The organism is Clavibacter sp. VKM Ac-2873 (assembly GCF_015351075.1).
Classification (GTDB): domain Bacteria; phylum Actinomycetota; class Actinomycetes; order Actinomycetales; family Microbacteriaceae; genus Clavibacter.
Genome location: NZ_JADKRS010000001.1, coordinates 376,038 through 391,919, shown reverse-complemented (window position 1 = coordinate 391,919; position 15,882 = coordinate 376,038). Strand labels below are relative to the sequence as shown.

The window sequence follows — 15,882 nt, the reverse complement described above, 5'->3', positions numbered from 1 at the left end:
ACCGCGACCTCACCTGCTGACCTCCCCTGCCGTCGACGCCTGGCTAGGCTGCCGTGCATGCCCTCGACCGTCCCCGGCGCACCCGCCGCCGTGCCCGCAGTCCCGCCCCGACCCGCCGACGCGGCCGCCGGCGACGCGCTCGACGGGATCCTCGTGGCCGCCCGGGCGGCGTCGACCTCCCTCGCCGCCACCACGGCCGGCCGACGTGACGCCGCGCTCGACGCCATCGCGACGGCCCTCGTCTCCGGCGCCGATCGCATCGTCGCGGCCAACGCGGACGACCTCGCCGCCGGCCGGGCAGCCGGGCTGGCCGCTGGCCTCCTCGACCGCCTGACCCTCGATGCCCGGCGCGTGGCGTCGCTGGCCGACGCCGTCACCGGGATCCGCTCGCTCGACGACCCGCTCGGCCACGTGGTCCGCGGCCGCACCCTCCCGAACGGGCTGCTGCTCTCGCAGGTGCGCGTGCCCTTCGGGGTCGTCGGGGCGATCTACGAGGCCCGCCCCAACGTCACGGTCGACATCGCCGCCCTCGCCCTGAAGAGCGGCAACGCCGTCGTGCTCCGCGGCGGCTCCGCGGCGCTGCGGACCAACGCCGTCCTCGTCGACCTCATGCGCGGCGCCCTGGAGCGCGTCGGCCTCCCCGCGGACGCCGTGCAGACCGTCGATGCGCACGGTCGCGCGGGGGCCGGGCGGCTCATGCGGGCACGCGGACTCGTCGACGTGCTCGTGCCCCGGGGCTCCGCCGAGCTCATCCGCGCCGTCGTGGAGGAGTCGACCGTGCCCGTCATCGAGACCGGCGCCGGAGTGGTGCACGTCTACCTCGACGCCTCGGCCGACGAGCGCATGGCGATCGACATCGCCGTCGACGCCAAGGTCAGCCGGCCCAGCGTGTGCAACGCGATGGAGACGCTGCTCGTGCACCGGGACGCCGCACCCCGCCTCCTCCCCGGCGTGCTCGACGCCCTCCGCGACCGCGGCGTCACGGTCCACGGCGACGCCGTCGTCCGCGAGCTGTGGCCCGACGCCGTCCCCGCCACCGACGAGGACTGGGCGGCCGAGTACCTCTCGCTCGACGTGGCGGTGCGCGTCGTGGACTCCATGGAGGACGCGATCGCGCACATCTCCCGCTGGTCGACGCAGCACACCGAATCGATCGTCACGTCCGACCTGGCCGTCGCCGAGCGCTTCCTCGCCGCGGTGGACTCGGCCGTCGTCATGGTCAACGCCTCGACGCGCTTCACCGACGGATCCGAGTTCGGCTTCGGCGCCGAGGTCGGCATCTCCACGCAGAAGCTGCACGCGCGCGGGCCGATGGGCCTGCAGGAGCTCACGAGCACCAAGTGGATCGTGCGGGGCAGCGGTCAGGTCCGGGGTTGACGGCACGCCCGATGCGGCGTGCGCCCCGTGCGGGGGCCCGCCGGTAGGATGGCAGGCGCCGCCTCCGCTCGACGGGGCGTGCCACGAACGGAGATCCCATGCACGCGCTGACCACCACCATCCTCGCCGAGACCGAGCACGCCATGGAGCTCGCGGCTCCGATCTGGGTGTTCCCGGGCGTCGCCGCGGTCGTGTTCCTCGCGCTCGGGGTGGTCATGTTCAGCTTCCGCGACGTGAGCAACCGCCACTCCGAGAAGTGGGGCAAGCCCCCCGTCGCCGAGCAGGGCCACGGCACGGCCGACTCGACCCACTGAGCGCGAGCACCCGCCACATGACGACAGCCGCGACCCCGCGCCTCCGCATCGGGGTCATGGGCGGCACGTTCGACCCCATCCACAACGGCCACCTCGTGGCCGCGAGCGAGGTGCAGCAGCATCTGCAGCTCGACGAGGTGATCTTCGTCCCCACCGGCCAGCCGTGGCAGAAGCAGACCGTCACGGACGGCGAGCACCGCTACCTCATGACCGTCATCGCGACCGCGGCCAACCCGCGCTTCACCGTCAGCCGGGTCGACATCGACCGCGCGGGCACCACCTACACGATCGACACGCTCCGCGACATCCGACGCACCCACCCGGACGCCGAGCTGTTCTTCATCACCGGCGCGGATGCGATCCAGCAGATCCTCGGATGGAAGGACGTCGCGGAGCTGTGGGACCTGGCGCACTTCGTCGCCGTCACCCGCCCCGGGCACGACCTCACCGAGCGCGCCCTCCCGCATGCCGACGTAAGATTGCTGGAGGTCCCGGCGCTGGCGATCTCCTCGACCGACTGCCGGATCCGAGTCGGACGCGGTTTCCCCGTGTGGTACCTCGTCCCCGACGGAGTCGTCCAGTACATCTCCAAGCACCACCTGTATCGGAGCCCGCAATGACCCCCTCCCACGACGCGCCCGACACCGGGCCCACCTCGTTCGACGACGGTCCCGCGCCCGCCACCCTCGGGCTGAGCCGTCGCGAGATGCGCGCCGCGGAGCGTGCCCGCGCGCTGGCGCTGGGCATCGACGAGGCGGACGACGCGCCCGTGGACGAGGGCGCGTCCGTCGCGGAGCCCCCCGCGACGTCGGAAGCCGCCGGCCACCCGGACCGCGAGCCCGAGTCATCCACCCCGAGCGGCGCCGCCGCCGATGCCCGCCCCGACGAGCCGGCGACGCACGCCCCCCTCTCCGCTCCGGGCGTGGGCCCCGACACGTCCGCCATCCTGCTCTCCGGCGGCGTGCTCACGAGGCGCCAGCTGCGCGCCATCCGCGAGGCCGAGGAGGCCGCGCGCCAGCAGCGCGGATCCGAGCACGAGGACGCCGAGACCACGCCGTCCGGCTCCGAGGCCGGATCGACGACCGCCGACGAGCCGGGCACCGCGGCCGTCGACGACGCGCCCCCGTCGTCCTCCGAGGCGTCCGTGCCGTCGTACGCGCGCTACGGCCGCGGATCCCGTGCGACGCCGCGACCGCGGGCGCCCTACGGGAGCGCCTACCGTCGCGCCGCGGTCGCGGAGGAGGATGCGACGGAGGCTGCTCCGCCCGCCGCCGGGGACGACGTCCAGGCGACGGCGACCGGAGGCGGCTCCGACCGCGATGCGACAGCCGCCGAGACACCGTCCGCGTGGCCCTTCGCGCCCATCGTCCCGTCGGGCGACGACGCCGGGCGCGATGTGGACGCCTCGGGCGAGCAGCCGACGGTCCCGCCCCTGGCGGCCCACGTCCCCAGCCGGGACGAGGATCCGCGGCCCGCGCCCTCCCTCGAGCCCACCCCGTGGATCTCGGGCTCCGCCGAGCCGTCGATCGAGCCGGCGTTCGGCACGCGCGCGTCCACGGCGGCGGAGGACCTCCCGGACGGTCGGACCGAGACGTCGGATGCGCCGTCCGCCGCGGACACCCGCGCACCCGAGGCGCCCGACACCCGCGCGCCCTTCACCCCGCCGGCCGGTCACTGGTCGGTGCAGGACCAGGTCGACGAGGACCAGCCGCACACCGGCAACCACTTCATCCTCCCGACCGTGCCGCACGCCAACGACATGCAGCAGGCGCTGAACAGCACGGGCGAGATCATCATCACCGGCTCCATCGACCTGCCCCGCAGCCTCGGTTCCATGGGCACGCACCCGGATCGCTTCGACACCGCGGACATGGACCGCATCCTCGAGCAGGGCGACGACCACGACCACGCGCCGGGCGGGTCCGACTCGGAGCCCGTGCGCGCCAGCCGGGCCGTCAGCACCCACACCTCGACGCGCGCCGTCGTGCAGCCGCCGCCCCGCAAGCGCTTCACCGCGCCCGTCGTCGCGGCCGTCGCGGCCGGGGGAGTCGCCGTCATCGGCGCGGGCCTCGTCATCGTCGCGTTCATGACGAATGTATTCTGATCGTCTGATGCACCATCCCACCCGTCCCGGAAGGACTCTGTGACCGCTTCTCCCCGCGCCCTCGACCTGCTCAAGGTCGCCGCCCTCGCTGCCGACTCCAAGCAGGCCATCGACCTGGTCGCCCTCGACGTCTCCGGGCCCCTGCCCCTCACCGACGTCTTCCTCATCGCCTCGGCCCGCAACGAGCGCAACGCGCAGGCCGTGGCGGACGAGATCGAGGACAAGATGATCGAGGCCGGCGCCAAGCCGCTGCGCCGCGAGGGGAAGAGCGAGGGTCGCTGGATCCTGCTCGACTTCGGCGACGTCGTCGCCCACGTCTTCACCGAGGAGGACCGCATGTACTACTCGCTGGAGCGCCTCTGGAAGGACTGCCCCGTCGTCGCCCTCGAGATCGAGCCGACGGCCTCCGCGTCCTGATCCCCGCGCTCCGCGCTCCCCGGATCGACCGCTCGGGGTTCCGCGGGCGTCGCCGACGGCCACGTGCCGAGGTGGTGCGCGTGGGGCGGTAGCCTGCCTGGCTGCCCACGCCGGCCGTGCCCTCGGGGCGGTTCCGGCGGAGGATGCCCTGGTCATGAGGCGGTCGGATTGTGTAGTAATGTAGACGAGTCGCTTCCGCAGGGAAGCGGAGCACGGGTCTGTGGCGCAGTTGGTAGCGCACCTGCATGGCATGCAGGGGGTCAGGGGTTCGAATCCCCTCAGATCCACCGCACGAGCCCCGCACCTCATCGAGGTGCGGGGCTCTTCTCGTCCCGGGCGACGTCATCCGCCCGGCGCCGGGCGCGCCATCGAGACGCCGACCCGTCCGATCGCGTGCCGGATCCGCTCCCCGATCGGGGGACTGTCCTCCACATGGAGGACGCGGGTACCGTTGCCTAGGTCATCGACCCCTGGAGCCCCTGAAATGTCGCACGCGAGCCTGCATCACCCGAACAGCGTCGAGCCGCACCGGACGTCGGTGGTCGGTTCCGCGGTGCTCGGGTTCCTGGCCGCGTTCGTGGTGGGCGCGGCGGTCATCCTGACCCTCCTGATCACGTCGTTCGCGCAGGGCACCGAGGGCTACCCGGGGCTCGACGTGCCGGGCGTCGTCGACACGCGCATCGACCACGGCAGCGTCATCACGCAGATCGGCCCGGGCGGCTTCCTCTTCCCGCTCGCCGCGGGACTCGTCGTCGGTCTCATCGTCGCCGTGGTCGTCTACGTGCGGCAGCGCGGCGCCGAGGACTGAGCGGACCGGACGCCCGTCCGGCTCGCGCGTAGGGTCGCGGGGGTGACCGCCGACCGCCGCCTCCCGTCCGCCCTGATCCGCGGCCCGGGCACACGCGGATCCCGGTTCCGGCCCCTGACGCTCGCCCTCGTGGGAGCGGCCCTCGCGATCGGGCTCGGCGCGTGCACGACAGCCCCGCCCGACGCGCCCACGCCGCCGGCGGCGCCTCTGCGCGTCGTGTCGCTGGGGGACTCGTACTCCACGGGCACCGGATCGGCGACGCCGCTGCCGGGTGATCCGGGCGTGTGCGGGCGCACGGTCGCCGCGTCCATCCGCGTCGCCGCCGCGGCCGTGGGCGCCCAGCTCGTGGACGTCGCGTGCGACGGATCCACGACGGCCGACCTCCTCGGCCCGAGCGAGCGCAGCGGCCGGACCCTCCCCGCGCAGATCGACGCGCTGTCCGGCGGCGCGGACGTCGTCCTCGTGCGCATCGGCGGCAACGACCTCGGCTTCCCGGCGCTCGTCGGCGGCTGCCTGGCCCGCGACCCGGACGGTCCCGTCGCCGCCGGGCCGACCACCTGCGTGGGCGCCCTCGCGCCGGACGGGGGCACGGACGCCGTCCGCGCCCGCATCGACAGCGAGGTGTCGGCGCATCTCGCCGACGCGTTCGGGCGGATGCGGGCCGCGGCGCCGGACGCGCGCATCGTCGCGCTCGGGTACCTGAGCGTCCTGGGGGATGCGGCCGCGCTGCCGCCGGAGGGGTGCCTGCGCGCCACCGCCGGCTCGACCGTCAACGGCCGTGTGCTCCTGACCGACCGGGACGCGCCCTGGCTCGCGGGCATCCAGAGGGCTCTCGACGACGCGATCGCGCGCGAGGCGGCCGCCGCGGGCATCCGATTCGTCGACCAGGAGACGCCGACCGCCGCGCACGGGTCGTGCGTGGGCGACGCGGGCGACCCCTACGTCGCGGGCGTCGGGGGCAGTGCCGGGGACGTGCCCCTGCACCCGAACGCGGCGGGGCTCGCCTGGGAGGCGGGCGCGATCGCCGACGTGCTGCGCGAGGAAGGCGCCGCGCTCGGGCGCTGACCGGTCGCAGGACCACCCGGCTGCCCTGTGGATTCATGTGGGTTCATGTTGCTTCTCCTGCGCATGGGGGCTACAGTGCGAGGACGCGAGGCGCACGTGCCCCGCGGAGTCGAAGGAGACCGCCCGTGTACGCCGAGGAACGCCAGGACCGGGTGGTCGACCTCCTCGAGCGCACGGGACGCGTGGCCGTCATGGACCTCGCGCGCGACTTCGCCGTCACGACGGAGACCGTCCGACGCGACCTCGCCCAGCTGGAGTCCCGCGGCGTCCTCCGCCGGGTGCACGGCGGCGCCGTCCGTGCGAGCCGCTCCACGCGCGTCGAGGAGAGCCTGGACGCGCGGAGCACGCGCAACACCGACGCCAAGGCGCGCATCGCGGACGCCGCGATGGCCCTCCTTCCCGCGACGTTCCAGGGATCCGTCGCCGTCGACGCCGGCACGACCACGGGCCTCGTCGCCGAGCGCATCGCCGCCTGGACGCCGGACGTCGCCGGGCGCACCCTCGTGGTCGTCACGCACTCGATGGTGGTCGCGCAGACCGTGAGCCGGAACCCCGCCGTGGAGGTGCAGCTGCTCGGCGGCCGCCTCCGCGGGATCACGAGCGCCGCGGTCGGGCCCGCGACGCTCGGCCAGCTGTCGCGCCTGCGACCGGACATCGCCTTCATCGGCGCCAACGGGATCCACGCGGAGTTCGGCCTCAGCACCCCCGACGAAGAGGAGGCGGCCGTGAAGACCGCGTTGACCCGAGGATCCCGACGCGCGGTGGCGCTCGTCGACGCGTCGAAGGCGGGGGAGGAGGCGCTCGTCGGCTTCGCCGCCCTCGACGACCTCGACACGCTCGTCACCGACGTCGCCCCCGACGGCCCGCTGGCCGAGGCGCTGGCCGCCGCCGAGGTGGAGGTGATGGTCGCGTGATCCTCACCCTCACCGCCAACCCGAGCCTCGACCGCACCATCGACCTGGCCGGCGCGCTCGCGCGCGGCGCCGTGCAGCGCGCCCGCGCCGTCACCGAGCAGCCGGGAGGCAAGGGCGTCAACGTCTCCCGCGCGCTCATCGCCTCCGGCCTCGACACGATCGCCCTGCTGCCCGGCCGACTCGACGATCCCATGCTCGTGGCGCTGGCCGCCGAGCGGATCCCGCTCGACCAGCTGGACATCGCCGGCCGCGTGCGGCAGAACGTCACGCTCACCGAGCCCGACGGCACGACCACGAAGGTCAACGAGCCCGGGCCGGTGCTCTCGTCCGCCGAGGCCGACGCGCTCGTGGCGCTCGTCATCCGGCACGCGCGCCGGGCGAGCTGGCTCGTGCTCGCGGGATCCCTGCCGCCCGGACTCGACGACGACTTCCACGCCCGCGTGGTGCGGGCCGTGCGCGCCGAGCTCGGCGACGACGCCCCGCGGATCGCCGTGGACTCCTCGGGGGCGCCGATGGCCGCGCTCGTCGCGTCCGGCGCGGTCGTGGACCTCGTCAAGCCCAACGCCGAGGAGCTCGCGGAGCTCGTCGGCCTCCCCGACCCGGATGCGCTCGAGGCCGACCCCCGGCTCGCCCACGACGCATCCCGCTCCCTCGTCTCCCGCGGCTGCCGGGCGGTCCTCGCGACCCTCGGCGCGCGGGGGGCCGTCCTCACCACGACCGAGGGCGGGTGGCTCGCCACCATGCCCCCGATCGTGCCGGTGAGCACCGTGGGCGCGGGCGACTCGTCGCTCGCGGGCTACCTGCTCGCCGACCACCGCGGCGCAGGACCCGAGGGGCGGCTCGCGCAGGCCGTCGCCCACGGGTCCGCCGCCGCGTCCCTCCCCGGCAGCACCATGCCGTCCCCCGAACAGACCCGGCCGGGCAGCGTCACCGTCCAGCCGCTCCTCCCGATCGCCGCCGATCGCTGACCCGCCCCACCTGGAGAAGAACATGCCATCGCTCATCACGAACCGCCTCGTGCTCCTCGACGCCGACCTCGGCGCCGACCGCGAGCACGCCGTCCGCACGCTGGCCGAGCGCGTCGTCGCCGAGGGCCGCGCCACCGACGCCGACGCCCTCTTCGCCGACGCGTGGGAGCGCGAGTCGAAGACCGACACCGGCATGGGCGGCGGGCTCGCGATCCCGCACTGCCGCTCCGCCGCGGTGACGGAGGCCACGCTCGTCATGGCGCGCCCGGCGCCCGCCGTCGACTTCGGCGCGCCGGACGGCCCCGCCGACCTCGTGTTCTTCATCGCCGCACCCGACGGCGCCGACCAGGAGCACCTCGTGCTGCTGTCGCGGCTCGCCCGGTCGCTCATCAAGCCCGAGTTCGTCGCGGCGCTGCGTTCGGCGACCGACGAGGACCAGGTGGTCTCGCTCGTGGAGGGCGCGCTCGTGGACGAGCCCGCCTCCTCGACCGGCGCACCGGCCGCCGCCGCACCCGCGTCATCGGCCTCCGCTCCCGCAGCGGCCCCCGCCGACGCGCCCGTGCTCATCGCCGTCACCGCCTGCCCCACCGGCATCGCGCACACCTACATGGCCGCCGACTCGCTCGTGGCCGCGGCCAAGCGCGCGGGCGTCGAGCTGCACGTCGAGACCCAGGGATCCTCCTCCGTCACGCCCGTCGACCCCGCGATCATCGCGCGGGCCACGGCCGTGATCTTCGCGGTCGACGTGGACGTGCGCGACCGCGCGCGCTTCGCCGGCAAGCCCGTCATCCAGTCGCCCGTCAAGCGCGGCATCGACCAGCCCGACCAGATGGTCGCCGAGGCCGTCGCCGCCGCGAAGGACCCGAGCGCGCCGCGCGTGCCGGGCGGCGCGTCGTCGTCCGCCGGATCCGAGCAGGCCTCGCCCCAGTCCTCGCAGTCGGTGGGCGCGCGCCTCAAGCGCTGGCTGCTCACGGGCGTCAGCTACATGATCCCGTTCGTCGCGGGCGGCGGGCTCCTCATCGCGCTCGGCTTCCTGCTCGGCGGATACCGGATCACCGAGACCGCCGCCGACGTCGTGCTGCAGAACTCGCTCGCGAACCTCCCGGCGGGCGGCCTCGGCCAGTACCTCGGCGCGGTCGCGTTCGTCATCGGCAACGCGTCCATGGCCTTCCTCGTGCCGGCGCTGGCGGGCTACATCGCGTACGCCATCGCCGACCGGCCGGGCATCGCCCCCGGGTTCGTCGCGGGATCCATCTCCGTCATCATGGGCGCCGGCTTCCTCGGCGGCCTGGTGGGAGGCCTCCTCGCGGGTGGCATCGCCTACGCGATCGGCCGCATCGACGTGCCGCGCTGGCTGCGGGGCCTCATGCCCGTCGTGATCATCCCGCTACTCGCCTCCATCGTCGCCTCCGGCCTCATGGTCATGGTGCTCGGCGGCCCCATCGCGGCGCTCACGCGCGGACTCAACGGCTTCCTCTCCGGCCTCACCGGCACGTCGGCCATCGTCCTGGGCATCATCCTCGGCGTCATGATGTGCATCGACCTGGGCGGGCCGATCAACAAGGTGGCCTACTCGTTCGCGGTCGCCGGCCTCGGCGCCGGATCCATCACCGACCAGGCGCCGTGGCACATCATGGCCGCGGTCATGGCCGCCGGCATGGTGCCGCCGCTCGCCCTCGCGCTCGCCTCCACCGTGATCGACCGCCGCCTGTTCAGCCCGGCGGAGCGCGAGAACGGCAAGGCCGCGTGGCTCCTCGGGGCCGCCTTCATCTCCGAGGGCGCGATCCCGTTCGCCGCGGTCGACCCGCTGCGCGTGATCCCCGCGAGCATCGTCGGCGGTGCCGTCACGGGTGCCATGATCATGGGGCTCGACGTCGTGTCGCAGGCCCCGCACGGCGGCATCTTCGTGCTCTTCGCGATGAACGGCACGTTCCTCGGCTTCCTCGCGTCCGTCGCGGTGGGCGCCGTCGTCTCCGCGTTCCTCGTCGTGCTCCTCAAGCGCTTCACGACGAAGCGCCCGGAGGCCGCGGTCGCCGCCGAGCCCGTCGACCAGGGCGTCCCCGTCGCGGCCTGACCCCGTCCCGTCCTGTCCCGTCCCCATCCCGATCGCCCCACCAGAAGGAGAACGTCCATGACCGAGCGCACCGCCACCATCGGCAGCCGCGTGGGCCTGCACGCCCGACCCGCATCCCTCTTCATCGAGGCCGTGCGCCGCACGGGCGTGCCGGTGAAGATCAGCAAGCCCGGCGGCACGCCGCTCGACGCGACGAGCATCCTGTCGCTCATGAGCCTCGGCGCCGCGAACGGCGACCAGGTCGTGCTCACGGCCGAGGGCGACGGCGCCGACGCCGCGCTCGACGAGCTGGCGGCCCTGCTCGCGAGCGACCTCGACGCCGTCGAGTAGCCGCCCACGACGAGAGGCCCGGACCCGCATCGCGGGGTCCGGGCCTCTCGTCGTCTGAGGCGTCGCGGCCGATCACCACTCCGCGACGCGGTAGTCCTTCAGGAAGACGCCGGAGATGTCCTCGCCGGCCTGGCCCATGACGATGGGGTCGTACACGCGCGCCGCTCCGTCGACGAGGTCGAGCGGGGCGTGGAAGCCCTCCTCGGCGAGGCGCACCTTCGTGGGGTGCGGGCGCTCGTCGGTGATCCACCCGGTGTCGACGCTCGTCATGAGGATGCCGTCCGTCTCGCGCATCTCGCGTGCCGACGTGCGGGTCATCATGTTCAGCGCGGCCTTCGCCATGTTGGTGTGCGGGTGGCCCGGGCCCTTGTAGGCGCGGGCGAACTGGCCCTCCATGGCGCTGACGTTGACGACGTACTTGCGGCGCGACGCCGACGCGGCCATCGCGGGGCGCAGCCGGCTGACGAGCAGGAACGGCGCCGTGACGTTGGCGAGCTGGACCTCGAGCATCTCCAGCGGATCCACCTCGTGCACGACCTGCGTCCAGCTGTTCGCGTCGTGCAGGTCGGGCACGAGGCCGCCCGCGTCGATCGCGGTGCCGGCCGCGAGGCGGGCCAGCGAGGAGGAGCCGGCCGTCATCGCGAGCTCGGTGACCTCGGCGGCCGTGATCCCGGTGGCGGTCGAGAGGATGGGGTGCGCCGCGACCGAGGCGGCGAGGGCCGCCGGGTGCGCGTCCGCCGTGTGGCCGAAGGTGAGCAGCTCGGGGAGGTCGCCGTCCGGCAGCGGCGCCGCCTCGGCCTCCGACAGCGGCGCGTACGAGCCGGGAGAGCGGCGCACGGTCTGCGCGGCGTTGTTGATGAGGATGTCGAGCGGACCCGCGGCCGCCACCGCGTCCGTGAGGCCGATGACCTGCGCCGGGTCGCGGAGGTCGAGGCCCACGATGCGCAGCCGGTGCACCCACTCGTGCGCGTCGGGGAGGCCCGCGAAGCGGCGCACGGCGTCGCGCGGGAAGCGCGTGGTGATGGTGGTGTGCGCCCCGTCGCGGAGCAGGCGCAGCGCGATGTGCATGCCGATCTTGGCGCGACCGCCCGTCAGCAGCGCCCGCATCCCGGAGAGGTCGGTGCGGGCCTCGCGCTTCGCGTGGTTGAGGAGCGCGCAGTCCGGGCAGAGCTGGTGGTAGAACGCGTCGACCTGCGTGTAGTGCTGCTTGCAGATGTAGCAGGGGCGCGACCGCAGGAGCGTGCCGGCGGTGGGCTTCGCGGTCGTGATGGCGAGCGGGATCCCGCGGGTCTCGTCGTCGATGCGGTCGGGTGCGCCCGTGGCGGTGGCGGCGACGACGGCGCGGTCGGCGCTGGCGACGGCCTCGCGCTTCTCGAGCCGGCGGGCCTTCTTCACCTGCTTGAACATGGAGGCGGTGGCGCGGCGGACGGCGACGAAGTCGGGGTGCTCCTCGTCGATGTCGGCCAGCGAGCCGAGCACGCGGAGGGCGACGGCGAGGTCGGCGGGATCGATGGCCGATCCGGGGGCGGCCGACCGGTCGGGGGAGGCGACGGCGTCGGGCATGGGGGTGACGGGATCCGCGGGGCGGGCGGGGTCGTCGGGCAGGGCGTCGGAGGGCACAGGAGATGATACCCGGGACCTCGGCGGCTCCCGGGCGCCGAGCGGCACGGCCGACAGGGACCGGGCGTCGCCTACATGGTGGTGGCGAAGCCCACCGCGGCGGCGATGACCGCCCAGAGCGCGATGGTGACGACGACGAGGGCGATGAGGCCGGTGCGACGGTCGCGCCAGCGCGCCCGCTCCGTCTCGGGATCGACGGGGACGGCCTCCGGGGCCGTGGCCCCGGGGACCAGGAGGTGGTCGGTCGCCGTCCGCGCATCCGTGTCGGTGGACGGCGGGGAGACGGGGTCGTGCGGGGCGCGGTCGGGACGCGGGTCGAGCGGGAGGGACGGCATCCGGCGACCGTACGCTCTGGTGCCCGGAGCGCCCTGCTGCCTGTGGAGAACTCGCCGGCGGGAGGAGTGGGGGAGGATGGACGCATCATGTCGGACACCGCCCTCGCCCCCACGCTCACCGAGGAGGCGGCCCGACTCGCCGTGGACGGGGCGACCGACGACGCCATCTACGACGCGTTCGCCGCGTGGACCATCGCCCGGGGGATCGCGCTCTACCCGGCGCAGGACGAGGCGGCCCTGGAGATCGCATCGGGCGCGCACCTCATCCTCTCGACCCCGACCGGCACGGGGAAGTCGCTCGTCGCCGTCGCTGCCCACTTCGCGGCCCTGGCCCGCGGCCGCCGCTCGTACTACACGGCGCCCATCAAGGCGCTCGTCTCCGAGAAGTTCTTCGCGCTGGTGGAGCTGTTCGGGGCCGCCCAGGTGGGCATGGTCACGGGCGACTCGTCCGTGAACCCCGATGCGCCGATCATCTGCTGCACGGCCGAGATCCTCGCCAACCGCTCGCTCCGCGGCGGCGCGGACACGCCCGTCGACCAGGTGGTGATGGACGAGTTCCACTTCTACGCGGATCCGCAGCGCGGCTGGGCCTGGCAGGTGCCGCTCCTGCTCCTGCCGCACGCCCAGTTCGTGCTCATGTCGGCGACGCTCGGCGACGTGACCGACCTCGCGGAGGACCTCACCCGGCGCACCGGTCGACCGACCGCGCGCATCACGGGCATCGAGCGCCCGGTGCCGCTCTTCTTCCACTACGCCGTGACGCCCGTGCAGGAGACCGTCGAGGAGCTGCTCGACACGAAGCAGGCGCCCGTCTACATCGTGCACTTCGCGCAGGCGGCGGCCCTCGAGCGCGCGCAGGCGCTCTCCAGCATCAAGATCGTGACGCGCGAGCAGCGGGACGAGATCGCGGAGATCATCGGCGGCTTCCGCTTCAGCACCGCGTTCGGCAAGACGCTGTCCCGGCTCGTGCGGGCGGGGATCGGCGTGCACCACGCGGGCATGCTGCCGAAGTACCGGCGGCTCGTCGAGCAGCTCGCGCAGCAGGGCCTGCTCCGGGTGATCTGCGGCACCGACACGCTCGGCGTCGGGATCAACGTCCCGATCCGCACGGTGCTGTTCACGGGCCTCACCAAGTACGACGGCACCCGGATGCGGCAGCTCAACGCGCGCGAGTTCCACCAGATCGCGGGACGCGCCGGACGGGCCGGCTACGACACCGCGGGCACCGTGGTCGCGCAGGCGCCCGAGCACGAGACAGAGAACATCAAGATGCTCGAGCGCGCGGGCGACGACGTGAAGAAGCGCCGGAAGCTCGTGCGGAAGAAGGCGCCAGAGGGCTTCGTCTCGTGGGGCGAGCCGAGCTTCCGGAAGCTCATCGACGCGGAGCCCGAGCGGCTGACCTCGAGCATGCAGGTGAGCCACGCGATGATGCTCAACGTCATCGCGCGCGGCGGCGACGTCTTCGGGAACATGCGCGCGCTCGTGGAGGACAACCACGAGCCGAGGAGCCGCCAGCTCGCGCTCGCGCGTCGCGCCCTCGCGATCTACCGCACGCTGCGCACGGCCGGCATCGTGAGCCAGGAGGCGGACCCCGACGGCGGGCCCACCCGGATCACCCTGACGGTGGACCTGCAGGCCGACTTCGCGCTCAACCAGCCGCTCTCCCCGTTCGCGGTCGCGGTGTTCGAGATCCTCGACCGGGAGTCGCCGACCTACGCGCTCGACATGGTGAGCGTGGTCGAGGCGACGCTCGACGACCCGCGGCCGATCCTCTCGCAGCAGCAGTTCAAGGCGCGAGGCGAGGCCGTGCAGGCGATGAAGGCCGAGGGCATCGAGTACGACCAGCGCATGGAGCTGCTGGAGACCGTCACCCACCCGAAGCCGCTCGAGGAGCTGCTCGACCAGTCGTTCACCACGTACAGCGCGAGCCAGCCGTGGATCGGCGACTTCGCGCTCAGCCCCAAGTCGGTGGTCCGCGACATGTACGAGCGGGCGATGAGCTTCAGCGAGCTGATCTCCTTCTACGGGCTCATGCGCTCCGAGGGCCTCGTGCTCCGCTACCTGTCCGACGCGTTCCGCGCCCTGCGCCAGACCATCCCCGACGAGGCCAAGACCGAGGAGCTGCTCGACGTGATCGAGTGGCTCGGCGAGCTCGTGCGCCAGGTCGACTCGAGCCTCCTCGACGAGTGGGAGGAGCTGTCGCATCCCACGGCCGCTCCCGGCGACGCGCCCGTGCTGCCGCCCGCGCCGAAGCTGCTCACGTCGAACACGCGCGCGTTCCGGATCCTGGTGCGCAACGAGCTGTTCCGCCGCGTGCAGCTCGCGGCCCGCGAGGACCTGACGGCGCTCGGCGAGCTGGACGCCGCATCCGGCTTCGACGCGGACACCTGGGGCGACGCGCTCGACGGCTACTTCGGCGAGTACGACCGGATCCTCACCGACGGCGACGCCCGCAGCCAGGCGCTCGTGACGATCGAGGAGCGGTCGACGGAGTGGGTCGTGCGGCAGGCGCTGCACGACCCCGAGGGCGACCACGACTGGGGGATCGAGGCGACCGTCGACCTCGACGCGTCGAACGAGGCCGGGGAGGCCGTCGTGCGCGTGACGCGGGTGGGCACCCTCTCGTGAGCGCCGGACCCGGGCTGCCCGACCTCGCCGGGCGGACGATCCTCGTCACCGGCGCGAACGGCGGCATCGGGTTCTGGACCTCCGCGCAGCTCGCCGCCGCCGGCGCCCGGGTGCTGCTGGCCTGCCGCTCCGCGGAGCGCGGGGACGCCGCCCTCCGGGCGATCCGCGCCCGCGTGCCGGGCGCCGACGCGGAGGTCGTCGCCCTCGACCTCGCGAGCCTCGCGAGCGTGGAGGCGTGCGTCGCCGCCGTCCGCGAGGACCTCGACGCGATCGTCGCGAACGCGGGCGTCACCCCCGCGGGCGGTCGCGCACGTCACCGCCGGACGACCGTCGACGGGTTCGAGGAGATGATGGGCACGAACGCGCTCGGCCACTTCGCGCTCGTCGCGGGGCTGGCGCCGCGGCTGCGGGCCGGCGGACGCGTCGTGATGCTCGGATCCCTCGCCCACCGCTTCTCGCCGCTCGACCTCGGCGACCTCGCGGGGGAGCGGCGCATGCCCGCGCTCGTGCGCTACGGGCGGTCGAAGACCGCGTGCATGACGATCGCGGCCGAGCTCGACCGGCGGTGGCGGGCCGCGGGATCCGACCACGTCGCGCTCTCGGCGCACCCCGGCTACGCGGTCGACGCGCTGACGCCGCCGCAGGATCCGGCCATCCGCCCGCAGGGCATGCGGGCTGTGCGGCACCGCCTGGCCCGCGCGGGAGGCGTGCTCGTGCAGGGCAAGGACGCCGGCGCGTGGCCGGTCGCGCACGCGGCGGCCGCCGACGGCATCACGGGCGGCGCCTTCTGGGGACCCGCCGGCCCGCTCGAGCTGAAGGGGCCCCCGGCACCCGCCTTCGTCGCGGAGCACGTGCGCTCGCGCGCCGTCGCCGAGCAGCTGTGGGCGGCCGCCGAGGACGCGACGGGGATCCGCTTCCGCCCCTGACG

General features: G+C 74.2%; 15 protein-coding genes and 1 tRNA gene. 14 read left to right on the top strand and 2 right to left on the bottom strand.

What is annotated here, in order from left to right; genetic code table 11:
* Window positions 1–57: 57 nt before the first annotated feature.
* The 12 genes from ITJ44_RS01830 to ITJ44_RS01775 all read left to right on the top strand — a co-directional run bounded on the left by ITJ44_RS01830 (window position 58) and on the right by ITJ44_RS01775 (window position 10,371).
* Window positions 58–1,377 (top strand): glutamate-5-semialdehyde dehydrogenase, encoded by a 1,320-nt coding sequence (locus ITJ44_RS01830; RefSeq protein WP_228494459.1) that lies wholly within the window; start codon window positions 58–60, stop codon window positions 1,375–1,377.
* A 98-nt stretch (window positions 1,378–1,475) separates the two neighbouring features.
* Window positions 1,476–1,691, top strand: coding sequence for a hypothetical protein (locus ITJ44_RS01825; protein WP_194633077.1), 216 nt, complete (start codon window positions 1,476–1,478; stop codon window positions 1,689–1,691).
* 17 nt (window positions 1,692–1,708) lie between these two features.
* Entirely contained in the window at window positions 1,709–2,311 is a 603-nt protein-coding gene (gene nadD / locus ITJ44_RS01820; protein ID WP_194633076.1) for a nicotinate-nucleotide adenylyltransferase, read from the top strand.
* On the top strand, window positions 2,308–3,795 hold the full coding sequence (locus ITJ44_RS01815; RefSeq protein ID WP_194633075.1) for a hypothetical protein: 1,488 nt from the start codon (window positions 2,308–2,310) through the stop codon (window positions 3,793–3,795). The genes nadD and ITJ44_RS01815 overlap by 4 nt, the downstream gene beginning before the upstream one ends.
* A gap of 39 nt (window positions 3,796–3,834) precedes the next feature.
* Window positions 3,835–4,212 (top strand): ribosome silencing factor, encoded by a 378-nt coding sequence (gene rsfS, locus ITJ44_RS01810; RefSeq protein WP_012038183.1) that lies wholly within the window; start codon window positions 3,835–3,837, stop codon window positions 4,210–4,212.
* Between the two features lie 214 nt (window positions 4,213–4,426).
* Window positions 4,427–4,499 (top strand) — tRNA-Ala (locus ITJ44_RS01805).
* A gap of 197 nt (window positions 4,500–4,696) precedes the next feature.
* The gene (locus ITJ44_RS01800; protein ID WP_194633074.1) at window positions 4,697–5,020 is read left to right on the top strand and encodes a hypothetical protein; all 324 of its coding nucleotides are present in this window, start codon (window positions 4,697–4,699) and stop codon (window positions 5,018–5,020) included.
* 42 nt (window positions 5,021–5,062) lie between these two features.
* On the top strand, window positions 5,063–6,085 hold the full coding sequence (locus ITJ44_RS01795; RefSeq protein ID WP_370551596.1) for an SGNH/GDSL hydrolase family protein: 1,023 nt from the start codon (window positions 5,063–5,065) through the stop codon (window positions 6,083–6,085).
* A 125-nt stretch (window positions 6,086–6,210) separates the two neighbouring features.
* Window positions 6,211–6,999, top strand: a complete 789-nt coding sequence (locus ITJ44_RS01790) for a DeoR/GlpR family DNA-binding transcription regulator (RefSeq protein ID WP_194633073.1) — start codon at window positions 6,211–6,213, stop codon at window positions 6,997–6,999.
* The gene (locus ITJ44_RS01785) at window positions 6,996–7,967 is read left to right on the top strand and encodes a 1-phosphofructokinase family hexose kinase (protein ID WP_194633072.1); all 972 of its coding nucleotides are present in this window, start codon (window positions 6,996–6,998) and stop codon (window positions 7,965–7,967) included. Before ITJ44_RS01790 ends, ITJ44_RS01785 begins: the two co-directional genes overlap by 4 nt.
* Window positions 7,968–7,989: 22 nt before the next feature.
* The gene (locus ITJ44_RS01780) at window positions 7,990–10,041 is read left to right on the top strand and encodes a fructose-specific PTS transporter subunit EIIC (RefSeq protein ID WP_194633071.1); all 2,052 of its coding nucleotides are present in this window, start codon (window positions 7,990–7,992) and stop codon (window positions 10,039–10,041) included.
* 57 nt (window positions 10,042–10,098) lie between these two features.
* The gene (locus ITJ44_RS01775; RefSeq protein ID WP_194633070.1) at window positions 10,099–10,371 is read left to right on the top strand and encodes an HPr family phosphocarrier protein; all 273 of its coding nucleotides are present in this window, start codon (window positions 10,099–10,101) and stop codon (window positions 10,369–10,371) included.
* Window positions 10,372–10,443: 72 nt separating this feature from the next.
* Here the strand turns inward: ITJ44_RS01775 and ITJ44_RS01770 are convergent, their stop codons facing one another.
* Together ITJ44_RS01770 and ITJ44_RS01765 are read right to left on the bottom strand one after the other, a co-directional pair.
* The gene (locus tag ITJ44_RS01770) at window positions 10,444–11,934 is read right to left on the bottom strand and encodes an SDR family oxidoreductase (protein WP_158207215.1); all 1,491 of its coding nucleotides are present in this window, start codon (window positions 11,932–11,934) and stop codon (window positions 10,444–10,446) included.
* Between the two features lie 128 nt (window positions 11,935–12,062).
* Window positions 12,063–12,326 carry a hypothetical protein gene (locus tag ITJ44_RS01765; RefSeq protein ID WP_194633069.1) on the bottom strand — a complete coding sequence of 88 codons (264 nt, stop codon included), beginning with the start codon at window positions 12,324–12,326 and terminating at the stop codon, window positions 12,063–12,065.
* Window positions 12,327–12,413: 87 nt separating this feature from the next.
* On the opposite strand from ITJ44_RS01765, the gene ITJ44_RS01760 reads away from it, so the two are divergent.
* Together ITJ44_RS01760 and ITJ44_RS01755 are read left to right on the top strand one after the other, a co-directional pair.
* The gene (locus tag ITJ44_RS01760; RefSeq protein ID WP_194633068.1) at window positions 12,414–14,954 is read left to right on the top strand and encodes an RNA helicase; all 2,541 of its coding nucleotides are present in this window, start codon (window positions 12,414–12,416) and stop codon (window positions 14,952–14,954) included.
* Complete coding sequence (locus ITJ44_RS01755; protein ID WP_194633067.1) at window positions 14,951–15,880, top strand: SDR family NAD(P)-dependent oxidoreductase; 930 nt, start codon at window positions 14,951–14,953, stop codon at window positions 15,878–15,880. Before ITJ44_RS01760 ends, ITJ44_RS01755 begins: the two co-directional genes overlap by 4 nt.
* The last annotated feature ends 2 nt before the right edge of the window (window positions 15,881–15,882 follow it).